General features: G+C 40.5%; 16 protein-coding genes and 1 pseudogene. 14 read left to right on the top strand and 3 right to left on the bottom strand.

Annotation, left to right across the window (positions count from 1 at the left end):
* Positions 1-251: 251 nt before the first annotated feature.
* From cls (HMPREF1519_RS05440) to smc, 8 genes are all read left to right on the top strand, one after another.
* Positions 252-1,802, top strand: coding sequence for a cardiolipin synthase (gene cls / locus HMPREF1519_RS05440; RefSeq protein ID WP_176550440.1), 1,551 nt, complete (start codon positions 252-254; stop codon positions 1,800-1,802).
* Between the two features lie 80 nt (positions 1,803-1,882).
* The gene (locus tag HMPREF1519_RS05435) at positions 1,883-2,395 is read left to right on the top strand and encodes a GNAT family N-acetyltransferase (protein ID WP_037611427.1); all 513 of its coding nucleotides are present in this window, start codon (positions 1,883-1,885) and stop codon (positions 2,393-2,395) included.
* Positions 2,396-2,529: 134 nt separating this feature from the next.
* Entirely contained in the window at positions 2,530-4,104 is a 1,575-nt protein-coding gene (gene cls / locus HMPREF1519_RS05430) for a cardiolipin synthase (RefSeq protein WP_037611426.1), read from the top strand.
* A 15-nt stretch (positions 4,105-4,119) separates the two neighbouring features.
* Positions 4,120-4,773, top strand: a complete 654-nt coding sequence (locus HMPREF1519_RS05425) for a DNA alkylation repair protein (RefSeq protein WP_037611423.1) — start codon at positions 4,120-4,122, stop codon at positions 4,771-4,773.
* A 296-nt stretch (positions 4,774-5,069) separates the two neighbouring features.
* Positions 5,070-6,146 (top strand): aspartate-semialdehyde dehydrogenase, encoded by a 1,077-nt coding sequence (locus tag HMPREF1519_RS05420; RefSeq protein ID WP_013990424.1) that lies wholly within the window; start codon positions 5,070-5,072, stop codon positions 6,144-6,146.
* Positions 6,147-6,368: 222 nt separating this feature from the next.
* Complete coding sequence (gene dapA, locus HMPREF1519_RS05415; RefSeq protein ID WP_013990425.1) at positions 6,369-7,304, top strand: 4-hydroxy-tetrahydrodipicolinate synthase; 936 nt, start codon at positions 6,369-6,371, stop codon at positions 7,302-7,304.
* A 157-nt stretch (positions 7,305-7,461) separates the two neighbouring features.
* The gene (gene rnc, locus HMPREF1519_RS05410; RefSeq protein WP_002885331.1) at positions 7,462-8,151 is read left to right on the top strand and encodes a ribonuclease III; all 690 of its coding nucleotides are present in this window, start codon (positions 7,462-7,464) and stop codon (positions 8,149-8,151) included.
* Positions 8,152-8,153: 2 nt separating this feature from the next.
* Positions 8,154-11,687 (top strand): chromosome segregation protein SMC, encoded by a 3,534-nt coding sequence (gene smc, locus HMPREF1519_RS05405; protein ID WP_037611421.1) that lies wholly within the window; start codon positions 8,154-8,156, stop codon positions 11,685-11,687.
* A gap of 392 nt (positions 11,688-12,079) precedes the next feature.
* Here smc and HMPREF1519_RS05400 read toward each other — a convergent pair whose 3' ends face one another.
* Positions 12,080-12,625 (bottom strand): DUF3278 domain-containing protein, encoded by a 546-nt coding sequence (locus HMPREF1519_RS05400; protein WP_037611419.1) that lies wholly within the window; start codon positions 12,623-12,625, stop codon positions 12,080-12,082.
* A gap of 26 nt (positions 12,626-12,651) precedes the next feature.
* Positions 12,652-12,849 (bottom strand): helix-turn-helix transcriptional regulator, encoded by a 198-nt coding sequence (locus HMPREF1519_RS05395; RefSeq protein ID WP_037611417.1) that lies wholly within the window; start codon positions 12,847-12,849, stop codon positions 12,652-12,654.
* Between the two features lie 439 nt (positions 12,850-13,288).
* Here HMPREF1519_RS05395 and pheS point away from each other — a divergent pair, with 439 nt between their 5' ends.
* The 5 genes and pseudogenes from pheS (at position 13,289) to HMPREF1519_RS05370 (ending at position 18,656) form a co-directional block, all read left to right on the top strand.
* Positions 13,289-14,332 (top strand): phenylalanine--tRNA ligase subunit alpha, encoded by a 1,044-nt coding sequence (pheS, locus tag HMPREF1519_RS05390; protein WP_022496471.1) that lies wholly within the window; start codon positions 13,289-13,291, stop codon positions 14,330-14,332.
* A 16-nt stretch (positions 14,333-14,348) separates the two neighbouring features.
* Positions 14,349-14,867 (top strand): annotated as a pseudogene (locus HMPREF1519_RS05385) (GNAT family N-acetyltransferase).
* Between the two features lie 301 nt (positions 14,868-15,168).
* The gene (pheT, locus tag HMPREF1519_RS05380) at positions 15,169-17,577 is read left to right on the top strand and encodes a phenylalanine--tRNA ligase subunit beta (RefSeq protein WP_022496468.1); all 2,409 of its coding nucleotides are present in this window, start codon (positions 15,169-15,171) and stop codon (positions 17,575-17,577) included.
* Between the two features lie 67 nt (positions 17,578-17,644).
* On the top strand, positions 17,645-18,226 hold the full coding sequence (locus tag HMPREF1519_RS05375; protein WP_022496467.1) for a hypothetical protein: 582 nt from the start codon (positions 17,645-17,647) through the stop codon (positions 18,224-18,226).
* 91 nt (positions 18,227-18,317) lie between these two features.
* A complete protein-coding gene (locus HMPREF1519_RS05370; protein WP_002891184.1) occupies positions 18,318-18,656 on the top strand; it encodes an ATP cone domain-containing protein in 339 nt (112 codons plus the stop codon).
* A 41-nt stretch (positions 18,657-18,697) separates the two neighbouring features.
* Here the strand turns inward: HMPREF1519_RS05370 and HMPREF1519_RS05365 are convergent, their stop codons facing one another.
* Positions 18,698-19,963, bottom strand: coding sequence for an aminotransferase-like domain-containing protein (locus HMPREF1519_RS05365; protein ID WP_037611415.1), 1,266 nt, complete (start codon positions 19,961-19,963; stop codon positions 18,698-18,700).
* 159 nt (positions 19,964-20,122) lie between these two features.
* Here HMPREF1519_RS05365 and HMPREF1519_RS05360 point away from each other — a divergent pair, with 159 nt between their 5' ends.
* On the top strand, positions 20,123-20,653 hold the full coding sequence (locus tag HMPREF1519_RS05360) for a DUF5067 domain-containing protein (RefSeq protein ID WP_022496466.1): 531 nt from the start codon (positions 20,123-20,125) through the stop codon (positions 20,651-20,653).
* Positions 20,654-20,788: the final 135 nt, after the last annotated feature.

Here is a 20,788-nt window from a genome sequence, read left to right as displayed (position 1 = left end):
TCTCGACAATCCAAAGACAAATTGAGAGGCTAGGACTTTTGTCCCAGCCTCATAATTTTGAGAAACATTCGTAAAATCCATTTGTTTCGGTAATCCATTTCGTCCTATATGTTAGTTCTTTTCAGATAAATGTGGTGTTTATCTGAGCCTAACATAGATGGCTTTTTCTGTCTTGCTTAATTTTACAAATTTGGTTATAATAAGATTAATTAAAAAGGGAAAGGAGTCATGCTATCAAAAACGAAGCTAAAATTGAACGTCTTTATGATAAGAGTCGTCGTGGCTTTCTTCGTGGAATCTTTAGTCGTGCTACGATTATCTTCTTAATCATCTTACTGCAGCTTGTTGTTGTGGCCATGTCTTACCTCTGGTTGCATCAATATAGGATATACCTGCAAGTTACAGAAGTAGTCCTTCGTATTCTGGCCATTATTTATCTCTTTCAAAGTGATATGGAGTCGACGGCTGTAAATACATGGCTCCTGATAGTCTTGCCTTTCCCTATTATCGGAACCTTGCTCTTGGCTTATACGAAACTTGATATAGGTTACACAGGGATGAAGCGTGCTATTCAGAGCAATATTGACCGCAGTTCTGGTATTCTGAAACAAGATAATCAGGCCCTCGAAGAGCTTAAACAGCGTCACACCAGCAACTATAACTTGGTCCAATATCTTGAAAATGTGAACGGTTCCTTTCCAGTTTATCGTGACACGAAGACGACCTATTTCCCAAGTGGTGAAGCCAAGTTTGAGGAAATGAAGAAACAGCTCCTTAAAGCAGAGAAGTACATTTTCTTGGAATATTTCATCATTGGTGAAGGTGAAATGTGGGGTGAAATCCTAGCAATCTTGAAACAAAAGGTTCAAGAAGGGGTGGAAGTTCGAGTCCTGTATGACGGTATGAATGAATTTTCAACTTTGAGTTTTGACTATAAGAAACGATTGGAAAAAATTGGCATTCAATCTCGAGTTTTTGCATCGGTAACCCCTTTCCTGTCAACCTATTACAATTACCGTGACCATAGGAAAATCTTGCTGATTGATGGTAAGGTTGCTTTCACAGGCGGGGTTAATTTAGCTGACGAGTATATCAACAAGATTGAGCGTTTCGGTCATTGGAAAGATACTGCCTTGATGCTGGAGGGCCCAGCGGTTGATACTTTTTTAGTTCTCTTTCTTCAGATGTGGACCTATTCTAACGAAACTTTAGATGTTACGCCGTATATGGTTGAACATAAGGCGTTTGATACCCCTGGCTTTGTTGTTCCTTATGGGGATATTCCATTGGACAAGGATAAAGTTGGTGAGAATGTCTATATTGACATCCTTAACCATGCGCGTGATTTTGTTCATATCATGACACCTTATCTTATTTTGGATGGTGAACTACTCCATGCTCTCAAGTTTGCGGCTGAGCGTGGGGTAGACGTTAGTATCATCATGCCTGGTATTCCTGATAAAAAATCAGCTTACTACCTAGCTAAGACCTACTACCCAACACTGCTAGCCTCTGGCGTTAAAATCTATGAGTACACACCTGGATTTATTCATGCCAAGATCTTTGTAAGTGATAATAGTCGGGCTGTTGTAGGAACGATTAATTTAGATTACCGAAGTCTATATCATCATTTTGAGTGTGCGACCTATCTCTATAGGACTTCTTCGGTTCTTGCTATTGAGGAAGATTTCCAAGCGACAAAAGACCAGTGTCACCGAGTCAGCACGACTGACGTTGAAAAACTTCCATTCCATCAAAAGGCCTTAGGCTTATTGACCAAACTAGTGGCGCCATTGATGTAATGTCAATTTTTGTAAGAAGAGGGTTGAGCCCTCTTTTTTTATAGTATAAAATAAAGATAATGAAGTCGAAGGAGAAAATGATGTTAACCATTCGTCCAGCCAACTTGGCTGATGCACAAGCTATTCAGGTCATCTATGCACCCTATGTTGAGAAGACGGCCATTACCTTTGAATATGAAGTTCCCAGTGTTCAAGAATTTGAGAATCGTATCAATAAAACCCTTGAAACTTACCCTTATCTGGTCGCTGAAGAGGATGGACAAGTTCTCGGATATGCCTATGCTTCAACCTACTATGCCCGGACAGCTTATAATTGGACAACTGAATTGTCCATCTATTTGCATGAAGATGCCCGTGGTCGAGGTCTGGGAAGTCAGCTCTATGATGCTCTTGAAGAGGAACTTGAACAACGGGGCTTTTTGCGATTCTTAGCCTGTATTGCTGTTCCGAACGAGGCTAGCATTGCTATGCATGAAAAACGTGGTTATGTCCAAGTTGCTCATTTTCCAAAAGTGGGCTACAAGTTTGAGCAATGGCATGATATTGTCTGGATGCAAAAGACCTTAGATGGTCCTGTCAGGAAAATACGGTAGGAGGCTAGAAATGTCTAGTCAAAGTCGACAAATTGATTGTGTCATTTGCCCACGCCAGAATGATACTAATAATTGAAAAATCGTAGAAAAAGCTCTGAACTGTGAGCTAATTTCTTTGTACTAAAGGAGCCTATATGTCCCAAGAAATAAGTGCCCGGCTATTGCCTCAGAAGCCGTCTAAATGGGCTAAAATTCTACTTAATCGTAAGGTACCTATTTTCCTGTTTTTCTTACTAGAATTGGCCTTTCTTGTCTTTTCATATATTAGCCTACAAGAGCATTTCCCATCCATTATCTTATGGGAACACTTATTGAGTGTTTTTACCTTCTTTTATTTGCTCAATCGTTCCATGGACTCCCGTTCCAAACTTTCTTGGTTGATAATCATTGCCCTCTTTCCCATTTTTGGGACCGCCTTGCTCTATTTTTCGCTCGCTGATTTTGGTGTCAGACGTTTGAAAAAGCGTCTTGTGGAAGCAACAGTTCAGGCTTCAGACTATTTGGCTACCGAGCCAGAGGTTGAGGACTATCTGTCTCATAGCGATAGGCAACTGCAAAGACTGGCTTATTTTCTGGAGCATAGTCCTGCTCATTTTCCAATTTATAGAGATACTAAGGTGACTTATTTCCCACTTGGAGATGACATGCTTCCGTCCTTGTTAAAGGATTTGAAAAAGGCAGAGCGTTATATCTTCATGGAGTATTTCATCATTGATGAAGGCATCATGTGGGGAGAGATATTAGCCATCTTGGAGGAGAAGGCTAAGGCAGGACTGGACGTTCGTGTTATGTTTGATGGGATGAATGAGATGACCACCTTATCCTACGATTATATCGAGAGGTTACACAAGGTTGGTATTAAAGCTCAGACCTTCTCACCAATTAAGCCAGTTTTATCGACCTATTACAACTATCGAGACCACCGGAAAATAACAGTGATTGATGGTCAAGTTGGTTATACCGGTGGCGTTAATATTGCTGATGAGTATGTCAATAAACGAGAGCGTTTTGGTCATTGGAAGGATACTGCGATTCGATTAGACGGCTCAGCAGTACAAACTCTCAAGGCTCTCTTTTTGACCATGTGGTCAGTGACTGGAGTTGATGATCCAGCTGATATGGAGCGATATCTACAAGAAAAGCCTCAAAAAAGAGAGAGTCAAGGCTTTGTTCTTCCTTATGGTAATTCGCCATTGACTTATCACAAAGTCGCAGAGAATGTTTACCTACATCTTTTAAATACATCCACTAATTATGTTTATATTATGACTCCTTATCTGATTTTGGATGACGAATTGGTTCGGGCCATGACCTTTGCGGCCAGACGAGGTGTGGATGTACGTATCATTATGCCAGGGATTCCTGATAAACAGTATGCCTTTGATATTGCTACGACTTACTTTAAAGTCTTGTTGGATGCTGGTGTCCGCATTTTCCGCTATACGCCAGGTTTTGTCCATGCTAAAGTTTATGTTTCTGATGCCAACCAAGCTGTTGTAGGTACTATTAATACAGACTACCGTAGTCTTTATCAAAATTTTGAAAATGGGATTTATCTCTATAAAAATTTGGAAGTGATCAAAATTGAACAAGATTTTGAGAAAACGCAAGCTCTTTCAGAGGAAGTTACTTTGGAGAGTTTGTCTAAAATGCCTCTAGTTCATCGTTTGAGTGGTTATCTCTTTTCTTTGATAGGACCTTTGATGTAATATAGGAGAACTCATATGGATGCAAAAATCCTTTTAAAACTGTTAGAAGATCAAGCTGATCCAGCTAAAGTACCACACATGGAAGCCTATATGAAAAATAAATTCAGGTTTCTTGGCGTTCAAAAAACAATTCTCAGAAAGATTGAAAGAGAGTTTTTTAAGCCTTTCATTAAGGATCCAATTGATTGGAATTTTGTGGAAGAGTGTTGGCAGCAACCCTACCGTGAGTTTCAATATATTGCTATGGATTATCTGGACAAAAAGAAGAAGGAGCTTAGACCAGAAGTTTTTCCAAAGCTGAAACAGTTAGCTCAGACCAAGTCCTGGTGGGACAGCATAGATCAATTAGACCGTATTATCGGGGAGATTACTTTTCACTATCCAGAAACCAAGGATATCATGCGCCAATGGAGTCTGGATGAGGATTTTTGGTTGAGACGTATTGCCATTGACCACCAGCTTATGCGTAAAGAATTGACAGATACAGATCTCTTAGCTGAGGTTATTTGTAATAACTTTGGACAGACTGAGTTTTTCATTAACAAGGCTATCGGTTGGAGTTTGCGCAATTACTCAAAGGTAAATCCTGATTGGGTTCGGGCTTTTATTGATCAACATGCTAGTCAAATGTCATCTCTTAGCATTCGTGAGGGAAGTAAGTATTTATAGAAATCAAGAGCTTGACTCTGTCGTTCAATATGCTAGAATAGAAACATGCGATGAGTCGATTGGCTCTTTAGAGCCTTTTGCGCTGAGGAGGTCTACATTAGATTGTAACGCAGGAGCGGACCTTGAGTAGTTGTGTGAACCTGCTACTCTCATCGAAAGATGCCTCCTATCCCTTACCATTTGGTAGGGGATTTTTTCTTTATTCTTGGCGTTTTAACCCTTTTCAACTGGGCTTAAACGTAGTATAATAGATTCACTAAACTAAATTGATAGAAAATTCCGAAAGAGGTTTTACTATGGGATACACAGTTGCTGTTGTCGGTGCTACAGGTGCCGTCGGTGCTCAAATGATCAAAATGTTGGAAGAATCAACACTTCCAATCGATAAAATTCGCTACCTTGCGTCTGCACGTTCTGCAGGGAAAGTCTTGCAATTTAAAGGACAAGATGTGACTATCGAAGAAACGACTGAAGACGCATTTGAAGGTGTAGATATTGCACTTTTCTCAGCTGGTGGATCTACCTCTGCTAAATATGCACCATACGCTGTTAAAGCTGGTGCAGTAGTCGTTGATAATACATCTTACTTCCGTCAAAACCCAGATGTACCATTGGTTGTACCTGAGGTCAATGCACATGCACTTGATGCTCACAACGGTATTATCGCTTGCCCTAACTGCTCAACGATTCAAATGATGGTTGCCCTTGAGCCAGTTCGTCAAAAATGGGGCTTGGACCGTATCATCGTGTCAACTTACCAAGCCGTATCAGGTGCTGGTATGGGAGCAATCCTTGAAACACAACGTGAGTTGAAAGAAGTTTTGAATGACGGCGTTAACCCACGTGATGTTAAAGCTGAAATCTTGCCATGTGGTGGTGATAAGAAACACTACCCAATCGCCTTCAATGCCTTGGCTCAAATCGATGTCTTCACTGAAAATGACTACACTTACGAAGAAATGAAGATGACAAACGAAACTAAGAAAATCATGGAAGACGATAGCATTGCTGTATCAGCAACATGTGTGCGTATTCCAGTCTTGTCAGCTCACTCAGAGTCAGTCTATATTGAAACAAAAGAAGTGGCACCAATTGACGAAGTGAAAGCTGCTATTGCAGAATTCCCAGGTGCAGTCCTTGAAGACGACGTTGCTAACCAAGTCTACCCACAAGCCGTTAATGCTGTAGGTTCACGTGATACATTCGTCGGACGTATCCGTAAAGACTTGGATGCTGAAAAGGGTATCCACATGTGGGTTGTTTCAGATAACCTCCTTAAAGGTGCCGCTTGGAACTCAGTCCAAATCGCAGAAACACTCCACGAACGTGGTTTGGTTCGCCCAACCTCAGAATTGAAATTTGAATTGAAATAGGGAGCGAAATAGAAATCAGTAAGGAATCAGTGTTGTATTAAAATACTAAAATCAAGCTGAATCCTATAAAGCAGAGAGACTTCTCTCTGTTTTTTTTGTCTATTAGCCATCAAATGGAAACAATCAGTCCTCACGTTTTCAGAAAATTGTCAACTTATCTGTCTGACTTGTCAAAATTATGGTAAAATGGAAAGGATTAGAAAACGGTTGAAGGAGAATATTATGTCAATTGATCAATTAAGAGATGTCAAACTGATCACAGCCCTTATTACACCTTTCCACGAAGATGGCTCAATCAATTATGATGCCCTTCCAGAATTGATTGAGCATCTTTTGGCTCACCATACAGAAGCTCTTCTTTTGGCGGGAACAACGGCTGAAAGTCCAACACTTACTCACGATGAGGAGTTGGAACTCTTTGCGGCTGTTCAGAAAATTGTTAATGGACGTGTGCCATTGATTGCTGGTGTCGGTACCAACGATACACGCGACTCTATCGAGTTTGCTAAAGAAGTTGCCAAATTTGGTGGTTTCGCAGCTGGTCTTGCTATCGTACCTTACTACAACAAGCCATCACAAGAAGGTATGTACCAACACTTCAAAGCCATTGCGGATGCTTCTGATTTGCCAATCATCATTTACAACATCCCTGGTCGTGTGGTTGTTGAAATGGCTCCTGATACCATGCTTCGTTTGGCTGAACATCCAAATATCATCGGTGTTAAAGAATGTACCAGCCTTGCAAATATGGCCTACCTTATTGAACATAAACCTGAAGATTTCTTGGTTTATACCGGTGAAGATGGGGATGCCTTCCACGCTATGAACCTTGGTGCTAACGGTGTCATCTCAGTAGCCTCTCATACAAATGGAGATGAGATGCATGCCATGCTTGAAGCTATTGAAAATAGTGACCTCAAGACAGCAGCAGCTATCCAACGTAAATTCATTCCTAAAGTTAACGCTCTCTTCTCAGTACCAAGCCCTGCACCTGTTAAGGCTGTTCTTAACCATCTTGGTTTCGAAGTTGGACCACTTCGTTTACCATTGGTTGCATGTACTTCAGAAGAAGCCAAACGTATCATCAAGGTTGTCCTTGAAGAAGATGTCGAGGCAACACGTGAGACAGTTACAGGTGTCGTTCGTCCAGATTATTAAGAAAATGAAGTTGAGCAGCTTGCTCAGCTTTTTTTAGTTGAATAGATTAAATCTCACAAAATAAGCTGATATAGGGTCTAAAAGCAGTTTTCTATCATGAAAATTGGCTTTTTTTGATATAATTATAGTTAGTGTGCATAAAAAGAAAGGAAGTTTCATGAATCAACTTGAACAAAAACTTGAGCAGGATTTTGGTATTGTTTTTAGCCAAAAAGACCTCTTAGAAACAGCATTTACCCATACCTCATATGCCAATGAGCACCGCCTCCTAAACATTTCACATAATGAACGTTTGGAATTTTTAGGAGACGCGGCTCTGCAATTAGTCATTTCTGTTTATCTTTACAAACGCTACCCTAACAAGCCAGAGGGGGAAATGTCTAAGATGCGCAGTACTATTGTTCGTGAAGAGAGTTTGGCAGGTTTTACAAAGGCTTGCGGTTTCGAGCAGTATATCCGTCTTGGTAAAGGGGAAGAAAAATCTGGTGGACGTGAACGTGCCACTATCCTTGGTGACCTCTGGGAGGCCTTCCTCGGTGCCCTTTATCTGGATCAAGGTTTGCCTGCAGTTGAGAAATTCTTGAATCAGGTCATGATTCCTCAGGTTGAAAAGGGGAACTTTGACCGCGTAACAGACTATAAGACAGCCTTGCAAGAGCGTCTTCAGGTCAATGGTACGGTTGATATTACTTATACCGTTATCGACGAGTCTGGACCAGCTCATGCCAAAGAATTTACTATGCAGGTAGCTGTTGATGGTAAGGAGCTCAGCACAGGTCTTGGAAAATCTAAGAAATTAGCTGAACAGGCAGCGGCTAAGGCTGCCCTTGAACAACTAGGAAATTAAGCATGTATTTGAAATCAATTGAAATGCAGGGCTTTAAATCCTTTGCGGACAAGATGCAAGTCGTCTTTGACAAGGGAGTAACAGCCGTTGTAGGTCCAAATGGATCGGGAAAATCAAATATTACAGAAAGTCTACGCTGGGCATTGGGTGAATCATCTGCCAAGAGTTTGCGTGGAGGCAAGATGCCTGACGTTATTTTTGCAGGGACAGAGGTTCGTAAGGCTCTCAACTATGCGGAAGTAGCGGTCACACTTGATAACAGTGATGGCTTTATCGCGGGTGCTGGTGAAACCATTCGTGTGGAGCGTCACATTTATCGAAACGGTGACAATGATTACTTGATTGATGGTCGCAAGGTTCGTCTACGTGATATTCATGACCTCTTCATGGATACAGGTCTCGGCCGTGATTCTTTTTCCATTATTTCTCAAGGTCGTGTTGAGGCTATTTTTAATGCCAAGCCTGAAGAGCGCCGTGCTATTTTCGAAGAAGCCGCAGGTGTTCTCAAATATAAAACACGTAAGAAAGAAACGGAAAGCAAGCTTAATCAAACTCAGGATAATCTTGATCGTTTGGAAGATATCATCTACGAGCTAGATGGTCAGGTTAAACCCCTTGAAAAGCAAGCAGCGACTGCTAAACGTTACTTGGAATTAGATGAGGAACGTAGACAGACTCAGCTTAATCTTTTGGTCCACGATATTGAAGTTGGCAAATCTGACTTGACCCAAACGCAAGAAGATTTGGCAGAGGTCAAGGACAAATTAACCAGCTACTATGAAGAACGTCATCGTTTAGAGACGGAGAACCAAGAACTCAAGCAAAAACGTCACCAAATTTCAGAACAAATTTCTTCTGACCAACAAACCTTAGTGGATGTCACACGACTTATTAGTGACTTTGAGCGTCAAATTGATCTTTATACCATGGAGAGTCAGCAGCGTTCAGAGAAAAAAGAAGAAACTGAAGCTCGTCTCAGTGAGCTAGAGCATTTGAAAGCAGAGGTAAGAGAATCCCTTGATAAGGTTAATCAAGGCCAAGTTGAATTGAATGCTGAGTTGGATAGCCTTGCCAAAGAGTTGATTGCTATTCAAAAAGAACTAGAGCAATTTTCTGATGATCCAGATACACTTATTGAACGTTTACGTGAGGATTATGTTGGTCTGATGCAGGAGGAAGCCAAGGTTTCCAACAGTTTGACTCAGGTCACTCACGACATGGACAGTCAGACTCAAGCGCTTGAGGCACAAGCTGAAGAATATAAACAAGCTCAAGTTGATTTGCTCTCCGCTCAGGAAGTGGCCAGCGAAGCCCAAAAAGCTTATCAAGCAGCCCAAGAGAGTCTTCAAAACCTCCTAGCTAGCTACAAAGAAAAGGCTCAGACTTATCAAGCTCTTGATAAGGACTACCAAGAGGCTCAAAAGCAGATGTTTGACCTCATGGATTATCTTAAAAGTAAAGATGCTCGTCGTCAAAGTCTAGAATCTATTCAGAAAAATCATTCTAATTTCTATGCAGGGGTGAAGGCTGTCCTTCAAAATGCCCAATTCATTCAGGGAATTATTGGTGCAGTCAGTGAACACTTAACCTTTGACACGCGTTATCAGACGGCTCTTGAAATTGCTATGGGAGCTAGTGGGCAAAATATTATTGTGGAGGACGAAGCGGCTGCTAAGCGTTCGATTGACTACTTGAAACGAAATCGTCAGGGACGTGCGACCTTCTTGCCTTTGACCACTATTAAGCCACGTCAACTTAATGAACAATTTGCTCAAAGTCTTGCCAATGCACCAGGTTTTATAGGTATGGCTTCCGATTTGGTTACCTATGAGGACCGCTTATCTAATATTTTCCAAAACCTCCTTGGGGTTACGGCAATCTTTGATACCATTGACAATGCCAATAAGGCGGCTCGAGCGGTTCGTTTCCAAGTGCGTATGGTTACTCTTGATGGCTCTGAGATTCGTCCAGGTGGTGCCTTTGCTGGTGGTACCAACAAACAAAATAATAGTCTCTTTATCAAGCCTGAACTAGATGCATTGACTGCTGAAATTAACCAGATTAAGGCTCAATTAAGTGATAGTGAAGCCAAAGTTGAAGCCCTTAAGGTTAAACGTAAGGCTCTACAGAAAGAGCTAGAAGACCTTAAGGTAGATGGTGAAAATGCTCGTCTTCAGGAGCAAAAACTAGACCTAGAACACCAACAAGCCTTGGCAGAGGTGGAGAAAAATCAAACCCTAGTGGATAGTTTCAAACAGGATTCTCAGGGAACTGAAGGTGCAAATCTTCAAGATAAGGCTGAGCAACTTAAAGCTGAGTTAGCACAAATTGCATCCAAGCGTGAGGCCATTAACGACCGTATTGAGGCAATTAAGGAAGACAAAGATGCTCTTGGTCAACAAAAACAGGTTCTCCTAGACAAGCAATCTGAACTTCAGTTGAAGGAACGTGACTTGCAGGCAGAATTGCGTTTTGCGAAGACAGAAAGCAATCGTCTTCAAGCTGACTTATCTGAGTTAATGAAAGAATCGGATAGTCTTAAGGCGCTCCTTAACAACCAGGTTGATGAAGACCAAACTGACCGCCTTCCCCATCTGCAAGCGCAGCATAAAGAGGCTGTTCAACGTAAAGACGATTTGGAACAAGCTCTTGTCCGTGCCAAGATTCAGGTGCAAGATTACGAAGGTCAGTTGGAAGACTTGGAGGAGCGCTTGGCTAAAGCTGGCAATCGTAACGAGGACTTGATTCGTCAGCAGACTCGTTTGGAAGAACGTGAAAGTCAGATTAGTCAATCGCTTCGTAAGTTTGCGACTCAGTTGGCTGAAGATTACCAGATGACACTTGAAGTCGCCAAAGGTCAGGCTAGCCCTCTTGACAATGTCGAACAAACACGCCAGAACCTGCAAGGTCTTGAGCGTTCAATCAAAGCTTTAGGTCCGGTCAATGTAGATGCTATTGCCCAATTTGAAGAGGTTAAGCAACGTCTTGATTTCTTGAACGGACAAAAGGATGATTTGCTCGAAGCTAAGAGCCTCCTTCTGAATACCATAAATGACATGGATGATGAAGTGAAATCACGCTTTAAAGCAACCTTTGAGGCTATCCGAGAAAGCTTTAAACAGACCTTTACCCAGATGTTTGGTGGAGGTTCAGCAGACTTGATTTTGACCTCAGACAATCTCCTAGAGGCTGGAGTAGAAATTTCTGTGCAGCCACCAGGTAAGAAAATTCAATCGCTAAACCTTATGTCTGGTGGTGAGAAGGCCTTGTCAGCTCTTGCCCTTCTCTTTGCCATCATTCGTGTTAAGACTATTCCATTTGTTATCCTTGACGAAGTAGAAGCAGCTTTGGATGAAGCCAATGTTAAACGCTTCGGTGACTACCTTAATCGTTTTGACAAGTCTAGTCAGTTTATAGTGGTTACCCACCGTAAGGGAACGATGTCTGCAGCAGACTCTATTTATGGGGTAACCATGCAGGAATCAGGTGTCTCGAAAATCGTTTCGGTCAAACTAAAAGACCTTGATTTAGACTAAAAATAGATTATATTTTCATGAAAGATAGTTGATAGCTTTATCACTATCTTTTTTCATAGTCTCAAAAAATTTGTAAGGACTTTCAGAAAAACATTAAGTTTGCGCTTTCAAAATTACGCAATCGATTGCGTAAAATGGCTTAACAAAGGCTATGATTAGGATTTTAGGGTTTAAGAGAGAGAGGGCGACTTGTCATTTCCCACTGACATGTTACAATATTTAAGGAAATGTCATATGGGGATATGGTGTTTTTTGAAGTTAGTTATAGTGTATGTGTTAAGATACGATTTTCTGGACACATTTAGGCTTCGCGTATACAAGTCTAAGAAGTCTTCTTTCAAGCAAAAAATCCAGGCTGGGAAACCTGGATTTTTTTCTTTGTCTTTTTGAGTTTATTGGTCATCTTTATCAGCTTGAGATTTGGCTTGTTTGATACGAGCATTTACAAAGCCTTGCATGATAGCCCCAAAAAGGATAGCCTCAAAAATGCCTGACAGGATATTTCGGACTGAGAATAATTCTGTCAAATAGTCTTTATGATTAACTAGTAATTGAATCAGGGGCATGCCTAAGAACATAAAAACGCCAAAGAATAAACCTGACTTAAGCCCCACGTGCTTAAGTTGTTTTTTCTCTTTCTCAGTCAGTTCTTCCTCGTCAATAGCGTTAACAGCACTCATCTTAAACTTATAAGTAAGGATGCTGCTAACTAACAGAATGATAATCAAGAGGAGGATAGGATAAATACGAGCCACAAGTTCGGGATACTTAGAGCTTAGAAGAAAGGCAATACAATTACCAAAAATTAAAATATAGAAGAGAACAACGAAAGCCATGTTACCCATTCGATCAACCTGTTGGCGCTTTTGTTCATCTAAAGGTCCAGTAATACCGTAAAAACGTTTGATTAGTTTATCAGTGAAAGTTTCTTTAACCATAATTTACCTCTTTCTATCTTATATTTCTATTCGCAATTTCCATCCCAAAAGAGACTGTTAAGATCAGTATCTAGTGCTTTAGCTAGATTAAGACAGAGCTCAAGTGTTGGGTTATACTTGTTATTCTCAATCATGTTAATGGTCTGTCGGGAAACACCAATAGACTTTGCAAGTTCTAATTGCGAAAGCCCTAAATTCTTTCTAAATTCCCTGACATGATTCATAATGGGCCTCCTTCTGAAAGACAAGCTAATGTGTTGCTGTAAGTCGCAATTTATCAATTATGTCAACTATATCTGACATAATTGTAGCAAATTTATATAGGTATGTCAATTATCTTAGACATATTTTCCATTTTGGCATTAACTAAAGGATTCTTTGTCAGCTCTTGAAAGCTTTTTGTTTTTTTGGTAAAATTGATAGTAATTGAATAGAAGTCGTAGAGACTAGTAACCTTATGGAAATTGACAGGGATTGGAGGTCATGGACTGGAAGCCTCCTCAAGGGAAGTTCGGCGAATTCACTCATGAAAACGACTGACGAATCAAGGTCTGGGTAACCAGATAAAAAACGGATGGTACCGCGTGTCAACGCTCCGGGTTGGAGTTTTGGCATGTGGTTTTTTGTTTGCGATTCGAAATTGTTACATCAGAAAGGAATCTCATGGATTTACAAACACAATTGCAAGAGTTGAAAACATCAACGCAGGCTAAATTTGCTGAAATGCGTGGTGAACACTCTAAAGAATTACAAGAATTGCGAGTTGCAGTTTTGGGTAAAAAAGGATCTTTGACAGATCTTTTGAAGGGACTTAAAGACCTTCCAAATGAAGAACGCCCTAAAGTTGGTAAAATGGTCAACGAAGTTCGTGACGTTTTGACTGAAGCTTTTGACGAAGCAGCTAAAGTTGTTGAAGCCGCTAAAATTCAAGCCCAACTTGACTCTGAAAGTCTTGACGTAACCCTTCCTGGACGCCAAGTCAAACTTGGAAACCGTCATATTCTTAGCCAAACAGCTGAAGAAATCGAAGACATTTTCTTGGGGATGGGCTTCCAAATCGTTGATGGTTTTGAAGTTGAGACTGACTACTATAACTTTGAACGTATGAACTTGCCTAAGGACCACCCAGCGCGTGACATGCAAGATACCTTCTACATTACGGAAGAAATTTTGCTTCGTACACACACAAGTCCTGTTCAAGCTCGTACACTTGATAAACACGATTTTTCTAAAGGTCCACTTAAGATGATCTCACCAGGACGTGTTTTCCGTCGTGATACAGATGATGCGACTCACAGTCACCAGTTCCACCAAATCGAAGGTTTGGTCGTTGGTAAAAACATCTCAATGGGTGATCTTAAGGGAACGCTTGAAATGATTATCCAAAAAATGTTTGGTGCAGAACGTCAAATCCGTTTGCGTCCATCTTACTTCCCATTCACTGAGCCTTCAGTTGAGGTTGACGTGTCATGCTTCAAGTGTGGTGGTAAAGGATGTAACGTATGTAAGAAGACAGGTTGGATTGAGATCCTGGGTGCTGGTATGGTTCACCCACAAGTGCTTGAGATGTCTGGTGTCGATTCTGAAGAATATTCAGGTTTCGCCTTTGGTCTTGGTCAAGAACGTATTGCCATGCTTCGTTATGGTATCAACGACATTCGTGGTTTCTACCAAGGGGATGTTCGTTTCTCAGAACAGTTTAAATAAGGTTTAGGAGGTTGTCATGTCAGTCGTTATTCGTAAGGTTCTTCCGGAAGAAGTAGCAGAATTAAAAGTTATCTCCGAAGATACCTTTAGAGAGACTTTTGCTCATGATAATACCGAAGACCAGTTGCAAGGTTACTTTGATACCGCACTTTCTGAGGAAGTTCTCTTAGATGAAATCACTCATGAAGAATCGCGTTACTTTTTCATTCTCGTTGATGGTGAAAAGGCAGGTTTTCTAAAGACTAATGTAGGTTCTGCTCAAACAGAGTAGCACTTGGATAATGCCTTTCAAATTCAACGTATTTATATCAGTCAGGCCTTCCAAGGCATGGGCTTGGGTAAGCAACTCTTTGAGTTTGCCTTACAAGAAGCTCGTGATCTAGGTTGTGATTGGGCCTGGTTGGGTGTTTGGGAAAGGAATTTCAAAGCACAGATATTTTACGATAAATATGGCTTCGAAAAATTCGCAGAACACGATTTTCCAGTTGGTGATGGTAAAGTTGACCGCGACTGGTTGCTTAAATTAAAACTATAAACCTATTATTAAGTTGATAGAGAGGAGTTTAAAAGGCGATTAAACGTGTTAGTTCGTCTTCCTCTTATATCAGATATACATATTCCTAAATTACAGAAAGGATTTGAACCCGCTTAAGTAGAGGTTTGAACTCTTCTCTCATTTATCAGTTGAACTGATAATTTTACAGAAAGGATTTGAATACGACCTCAAAGTTCGAGATTTAGATAAGTCGCTACTGAAATCAGGATTTCAGGCTACTTCCTAAAATCTTGTCACTTTGGTCCTTGCTTTGCAAGGACACGGTCTTAATATCATAATTATGCTAGTTAGTTATAAATGGTTAAAAGAGTTGGTTGATGTGGATGTTACCACTGCCGAACTCGCTGAAAAAATGTCGACGACAGGTATTGAAGTGGAAGGTGTTGAGACACCTGCTGAGGCCTTGTCAAAATTGGTTGTTGGTCATGTCTTGTCATGTGAAGATGTGCCTGAAACACACTTGCACTTGTGTCAAGTAGATACAGGAGATGCCGAAGGTCCACGTCAAATTGTTTGTGGTGCTCCAAATGTCACTGCTGGCATCAAGGTAATTGTTGCCATTCCTGGTGCCCGTATTGCAAACAATTACAAAATCAAAAAAGGTAAGATTCGCGGCATGGAATCTCTCGGGATGATCTGTTCTTTGGCAGAGCTTGGACTTCCAGATAGCATTATTCCTAAGGAATTTGCGGATGGTATCCAAATTTTGCCAGAAGATGCCGTACCTGGAGATAGCATCTTCCCATATCTTGACCTTGATGATGAAATCATCGAATTGTCAATCACACCTAACCGTGCGGATGCTCTTTCTATGCGTGGTGTGGCACATGAAGTCGCTGCAATCTATGGAAAATCTGTTCACTTCCCAGAAAAAACGGTTACTGAAGATAGCAAACCAGCTTCTGATAAGATTTCAGTAGCCATTGAAAGTGATAAAGTGGCTACTTATGCTAGTCGTGTGGTTGAGAATGTTAATGTTCAACCAAGTCCACAATGGTTGCAAAACCTTCTTATGAATGCTGGTATCCGTCCAATCAATAACGTGGTTGATGTGACAAACTATGTTCTTCTTTACTTTGGACAACCAATGCATGCCTTCGATTTGGATAAATTTGAAGATTCACGTATCGTTGCCCGTGATGCCCGTGATGGGGAAAAATTAGTCACTCTCGATGGTGAAGAACGTGAATTGACTGCTGAAGATATTGTTATTACAGTTGCTGACAAACCAGTTGCTCTCGCAGGTGTTATGGGTGGCGCTTCAACTGAAATTGACAACAATTCTAAAAATGTCGTTCTCGAAGCTGCTGTTTTTGATGGAAAATCAGTTCGTAAGACAAGTAGCCGTCTCAACCTTCGTTCAGAATCATCATCACGTTTTGAAAAAGGTATCAATAACGATACTGTCCTTGAAGCACTTGATTTTGCTGCAGCTATGTTGCAAGAATTGGCAAATGGAACGGTGCTTGCAGGCCGTGTTCAAGCGGGATCTGTTGACACAGAGCCAGTTCAAGTTTCTACAAGCCTTGACTACGTGAATGTTCGCCTTGGTACAGAATTGACTTTTGCGGATATTGAAGATGTCTTTGCAAAACTTGGTTTCGGTTTGACAGGTGATGCAGATAAATTTACAGTTTCTGTACCACGTCGTCGTTGGGATATCAGCATCCAAGCAGACTTGGTTGAGGAAATCGCACGTATCTACGGCTATGAAAAATTGCCTACGACACTTCCAGAGGCAGCAGGAACAGCTGGTGAATTGACTGAAACACAAGCGCTTCGTCGCAAGGTTCGTACCATTGCTGAAGGTGCTGGATTGACTGAAATCATCTCATATGCTTTGACAACACCTGAAAAAGCTGTGGAATTTGCTGTGACACCTACTAACTTGACTGAGTTGATGTGGCCAATGACTGTTGACCGTTCAGCCCTCCGTCAGAACATGGTCTCTGGTATGCTTGATACTGTTGCTTACAATGTTAACCGTAAGAATAGTAACGTTGCTATTTACGAAATCGGTAAGGTCTTTGAACAAAATGGTAATCCAAAAGAGGAATTGCCAAATGAAATCAATACCTTTGCCTTCGCTATTTCAGGTCTTGTAGCTGAAAAAGACTTCCAAACCAAAGCAACACCAGTTGATTTCTTCTATGCCAAAGGGATTGTTGAAGCTCTCTTTGATAAACTTGAAGTTTCAGTTGACTATGTACCGACAAAAGATCTAGCAAGCATGCACCCAGGTCGTACAGCTGCTATTGTCCTTGATGGTCAAACGATTGGATTCCTTGGTCAAGTTCACCCACAAACTGCTAAAAACTACGGTATTCCAGAAACTTATGTGGCTGAAATTAACCTTAGTGCTGTAGAAGCAGCCTTGCAACCGGCTCAACCATTTGTTGAAATCACAAAATTCCCTGCAGTATCACGTGATATCGCCCTTCTTCTTAAGGCAGAAATCACACATCAAGAAGTTCTTGATGCTATCTACTCTGCAGGAGTCAAACGCTTGGTTGCTGTTAAACTCTTTGACGTTTACGCAGGTGAAAAACTTGGTACTGGTATGAAATCAATGGCTTATAGCCTTACCTTCCAAAATCCAAATGACAACCTTACAGATGAAGAAGTTGCCAAATACATGGAAAAAATCACCAAAGCCCTTACTGAGAAAGTCGAAGCAGAAGTACGTTAATAGTTAAAAATCCATCTGAGAAGATGGATTTTTAAGTGACTAGACTATATTACAAAAAGGAGTTAATTTGTTTTTAGAGTTTTTTGATGGGATATTAGGACATTACACTTTTGAATCTGATAAAGTCAATGTTCTGATTGATGGTTTACCCAGTTTTGCTTATCCCTTGGGTCAACTGACATTTTTAGTACTAGCCTATTGGTTATTTATTCATCGATACTTGAAAAAGTTTAAGAAAATGTCACCTCAGGATATTTGGGCTTGGCATAAAGAGACGTTCCGCAAAAGTAAATTATCTTTCATTGTCGTCCCAATAGTTTATCTGTTCGTTTTCGGAATGACCTATGTCTTAGTTGAAGATGTTTTGGCTACCGTCACTATTTACAAAGACTATAGAGGCCCTATAGCTAAAACCATTGATGGTCAAGTGGAAAAAATAGATATTAGTCATGTTGGGACAAAAACGAGTAGTGCTAGTATCAGTGCTCACTTTGTAAGCTCTGACGGGCAGACTTATGACATTCACCTGATAAACGGTGATAAGAGAATCGCTAATTATATGCGCCATCATAAGTCAGAGTCCTACACGGCAACCCTTTCCTTTGATAAAGATGGCAAACCAGTTTACATTTCTAAATTCTGGGAATAAGCAGTCTGGATAGCTCTTTCAGGGATTCGCACTTGACAAATATGTAAATTCTCTGCATAATAAAAGAAAAAGCCATGAAAAGAGGGTAGCCATGCAAATTATTAAACGTAATGGTCAAGTTGCTGAATTTGATCCTGATAAAATCTACCAAGCCATCTTAAAAGCAGCACAGACTGTGTATGTTCTTGATGATACTTGGCGCCAAAACCTTGCTCAAGTCACTAAAAAAGTAGTGCTTGATCTTCAAGATGCTCAGGTGGAACGCCCAACCATCAACATGATTCAGTCATTGGTTGAAAATCGTCTCATGGAAGCCGGATTTATCAATATTGCTGAACATTATATTTCATACCGTTTGCAACGTGATTTGGAACGTAACGGTTATGGAGATAAGGTAATCGTACATCTACGCTTTGAACAGACAAAATAAGAAAAAAGCCATCCAGCGATGGCTTTTTGTGTAGTCAATTTTTACTCAGTCTTTTTCAGGAGTTTCAGAAAGTAATTGAGTTCTTTCCCATGGCCTATCTGTAGATAGGTTTCAGAAGTAGGGCTGATAAAGGAGGATTCCAAAAAGCGAATCTGTTTTTTTGCCTTGAATTTTTCTAGAGAGAGTCCTTTAGGAAGCTGCCAGGTAATATGTCTAGGAGAAATCTGATAAGGAGTAGAAATCTTGGCATTCTCAATGCTTTCTCGACTTTTTTCCATAGTTTGCTGAAAGAGGTCCCGAAGTTTCTTAATATTTTTTTGAAACATGCCATTATCTAGATATACTGAAAGAGCCCTTTGCATGATAAGGTTGGTATCATAATCAATGAGTCCCTTATGGGCTAAGAAAGTTGCTTTGAGATTAGGTGGTAAGACGACACTACCTAGGCGCAGACCTGGAAAAAGGGCCATGGAAAATGATTTGATATAAATGACTCGATTCTGAGTGTCATAGTAGTGAATTGGTAGATTTTTACTATCACTAAAGTCACCCATATAGTCGTCCTCGATAATATAAACATCGTACAGACTGGCCAGTTGTGCCAGCTTTTCTTTTTCTTTAGCGGTATAGCTTAGTCCAAGAGGGTTTGAGTAACGACTAATTGTATAAAAGAACTTAATCTGTCCAGACTTAAAGTGCTCTTCCAGTTTATCAAAATCCAGACCATCAAAATTACGCGTAATGGTTTCATAAGGTAAATTTTGGCGGTTGATTAGTTGGTTCATGCGGTGATAGGTAGGTTGCTCGATGAGAATTTTATATCCACCATTACCAAAATCTATTTGCGACAGAATGTAGAGGGCTTGTTGGCTTCCTGATGTAATGACAATCTGATCTGAATTGACGTAAATATCGTCAGCTGCAAGTCGGTTCTGTAAGGCTTTTACCAATTCTTTAAGTCCAGCTTGTTCATGGTAATAGTTAAAGAGGTAGTCCTGATGACCTGCTAAACTTTCATCGAGACAAAGCTTAAAATCTTCGTAGGCCAATTGATTGTAGTCGTTAAGGTTGAGGAGGGCTTTATCGTCTGTCTCGTTATACCCTTCGAGAACATAATAGCCACTTTTAGGAACGGCATAAATATAGTTCTGATATTTTAGGTCCAGGAGTGCTCTTTGTGCCGTATCCTTACTACAGACATAGGTCTGGCTAAGCTGTCGGATAGAAGGTAACTTACTTCCTTTTTCTAAGCTCCCATTTTTAATATCCTTAATAATAGACGCGACAATATCTTGGTAAACACTCATAACTGACCCCTCACAGATTTTTTATTATTGTACCCTACTTATCTTCTCTGAGCAAGTGAGCTAGGGGGATTTGACAAGATTATTAGATTTTGACATAATAAAAAGGTTGTAAGGTAAAACTAAATTCCCCTTTCAAACAAGTTTAAGGAGATTATAAGAATGACTTTAAAGAAAATCTTAGGACTTCTCGCTCTTGCTTGCTTAACAATCATCGGTTTGTCAGCTTGCACACCTGAGAAGGAACCTACTTGGACCTACGATAAAAACAAAATGCTATTTACGGGACAAGATGCTAGCGTACAAGTTCTTTCTGCAAATAAAATCGAATCACCTGAAGGTCAAAAAGCTGTACGCGTTCACTATAAACTTAGCAACTCAAGTAAAGAAACAATGAATGCCTACACTCTTTTGATGAAAGTTGTCCTTGATGTGAAACAAGAAAAGGAAGAAGTAAAGGTTGCTACAATGGTCTTTTCTCAGGATGATGACCGAGATAAGATGGCTAATAAGACCAAGATTGCACCTAAGGAAGTCAAAGAAGTCGTTGTTGACTATGCCGTTGAAGACTTTGATCATGATTTGGTTATTGATTTCTCAGACTACGGTACAGAAGCGAATGCGACTGCTAAACTTTCACTCCAAAATCTTGAGAAGGCACCTGTAAAATATTTTGATAAGAAAGCTCAATAAGATTTATCACCACATACTTGTGTGGTGTTTTTTGTTGTCTAAAATCTGTACCCGGACAGTAGCTAAAATACTATCTTGTTTAATCGTCAGAATTTTCATAAACTTAGACTATATTTATTTATCAAGGAGTTTTAG

It is taken from the genome of Streptococcus sp. SR4 (assembly GCF_000517725.1).
In the GTDB taxonomy this organism is placed as follows: Bacteria; Bacillota; Bacilli; order Lactobacillales; family Streptococcaceae; genus Streptococcus; species Streptococcus salivarius_F.
Note: the sequence above shows the minus strand (reverse complement) of the source record. Positions and strands in the feature narration are given on the sequence as shown.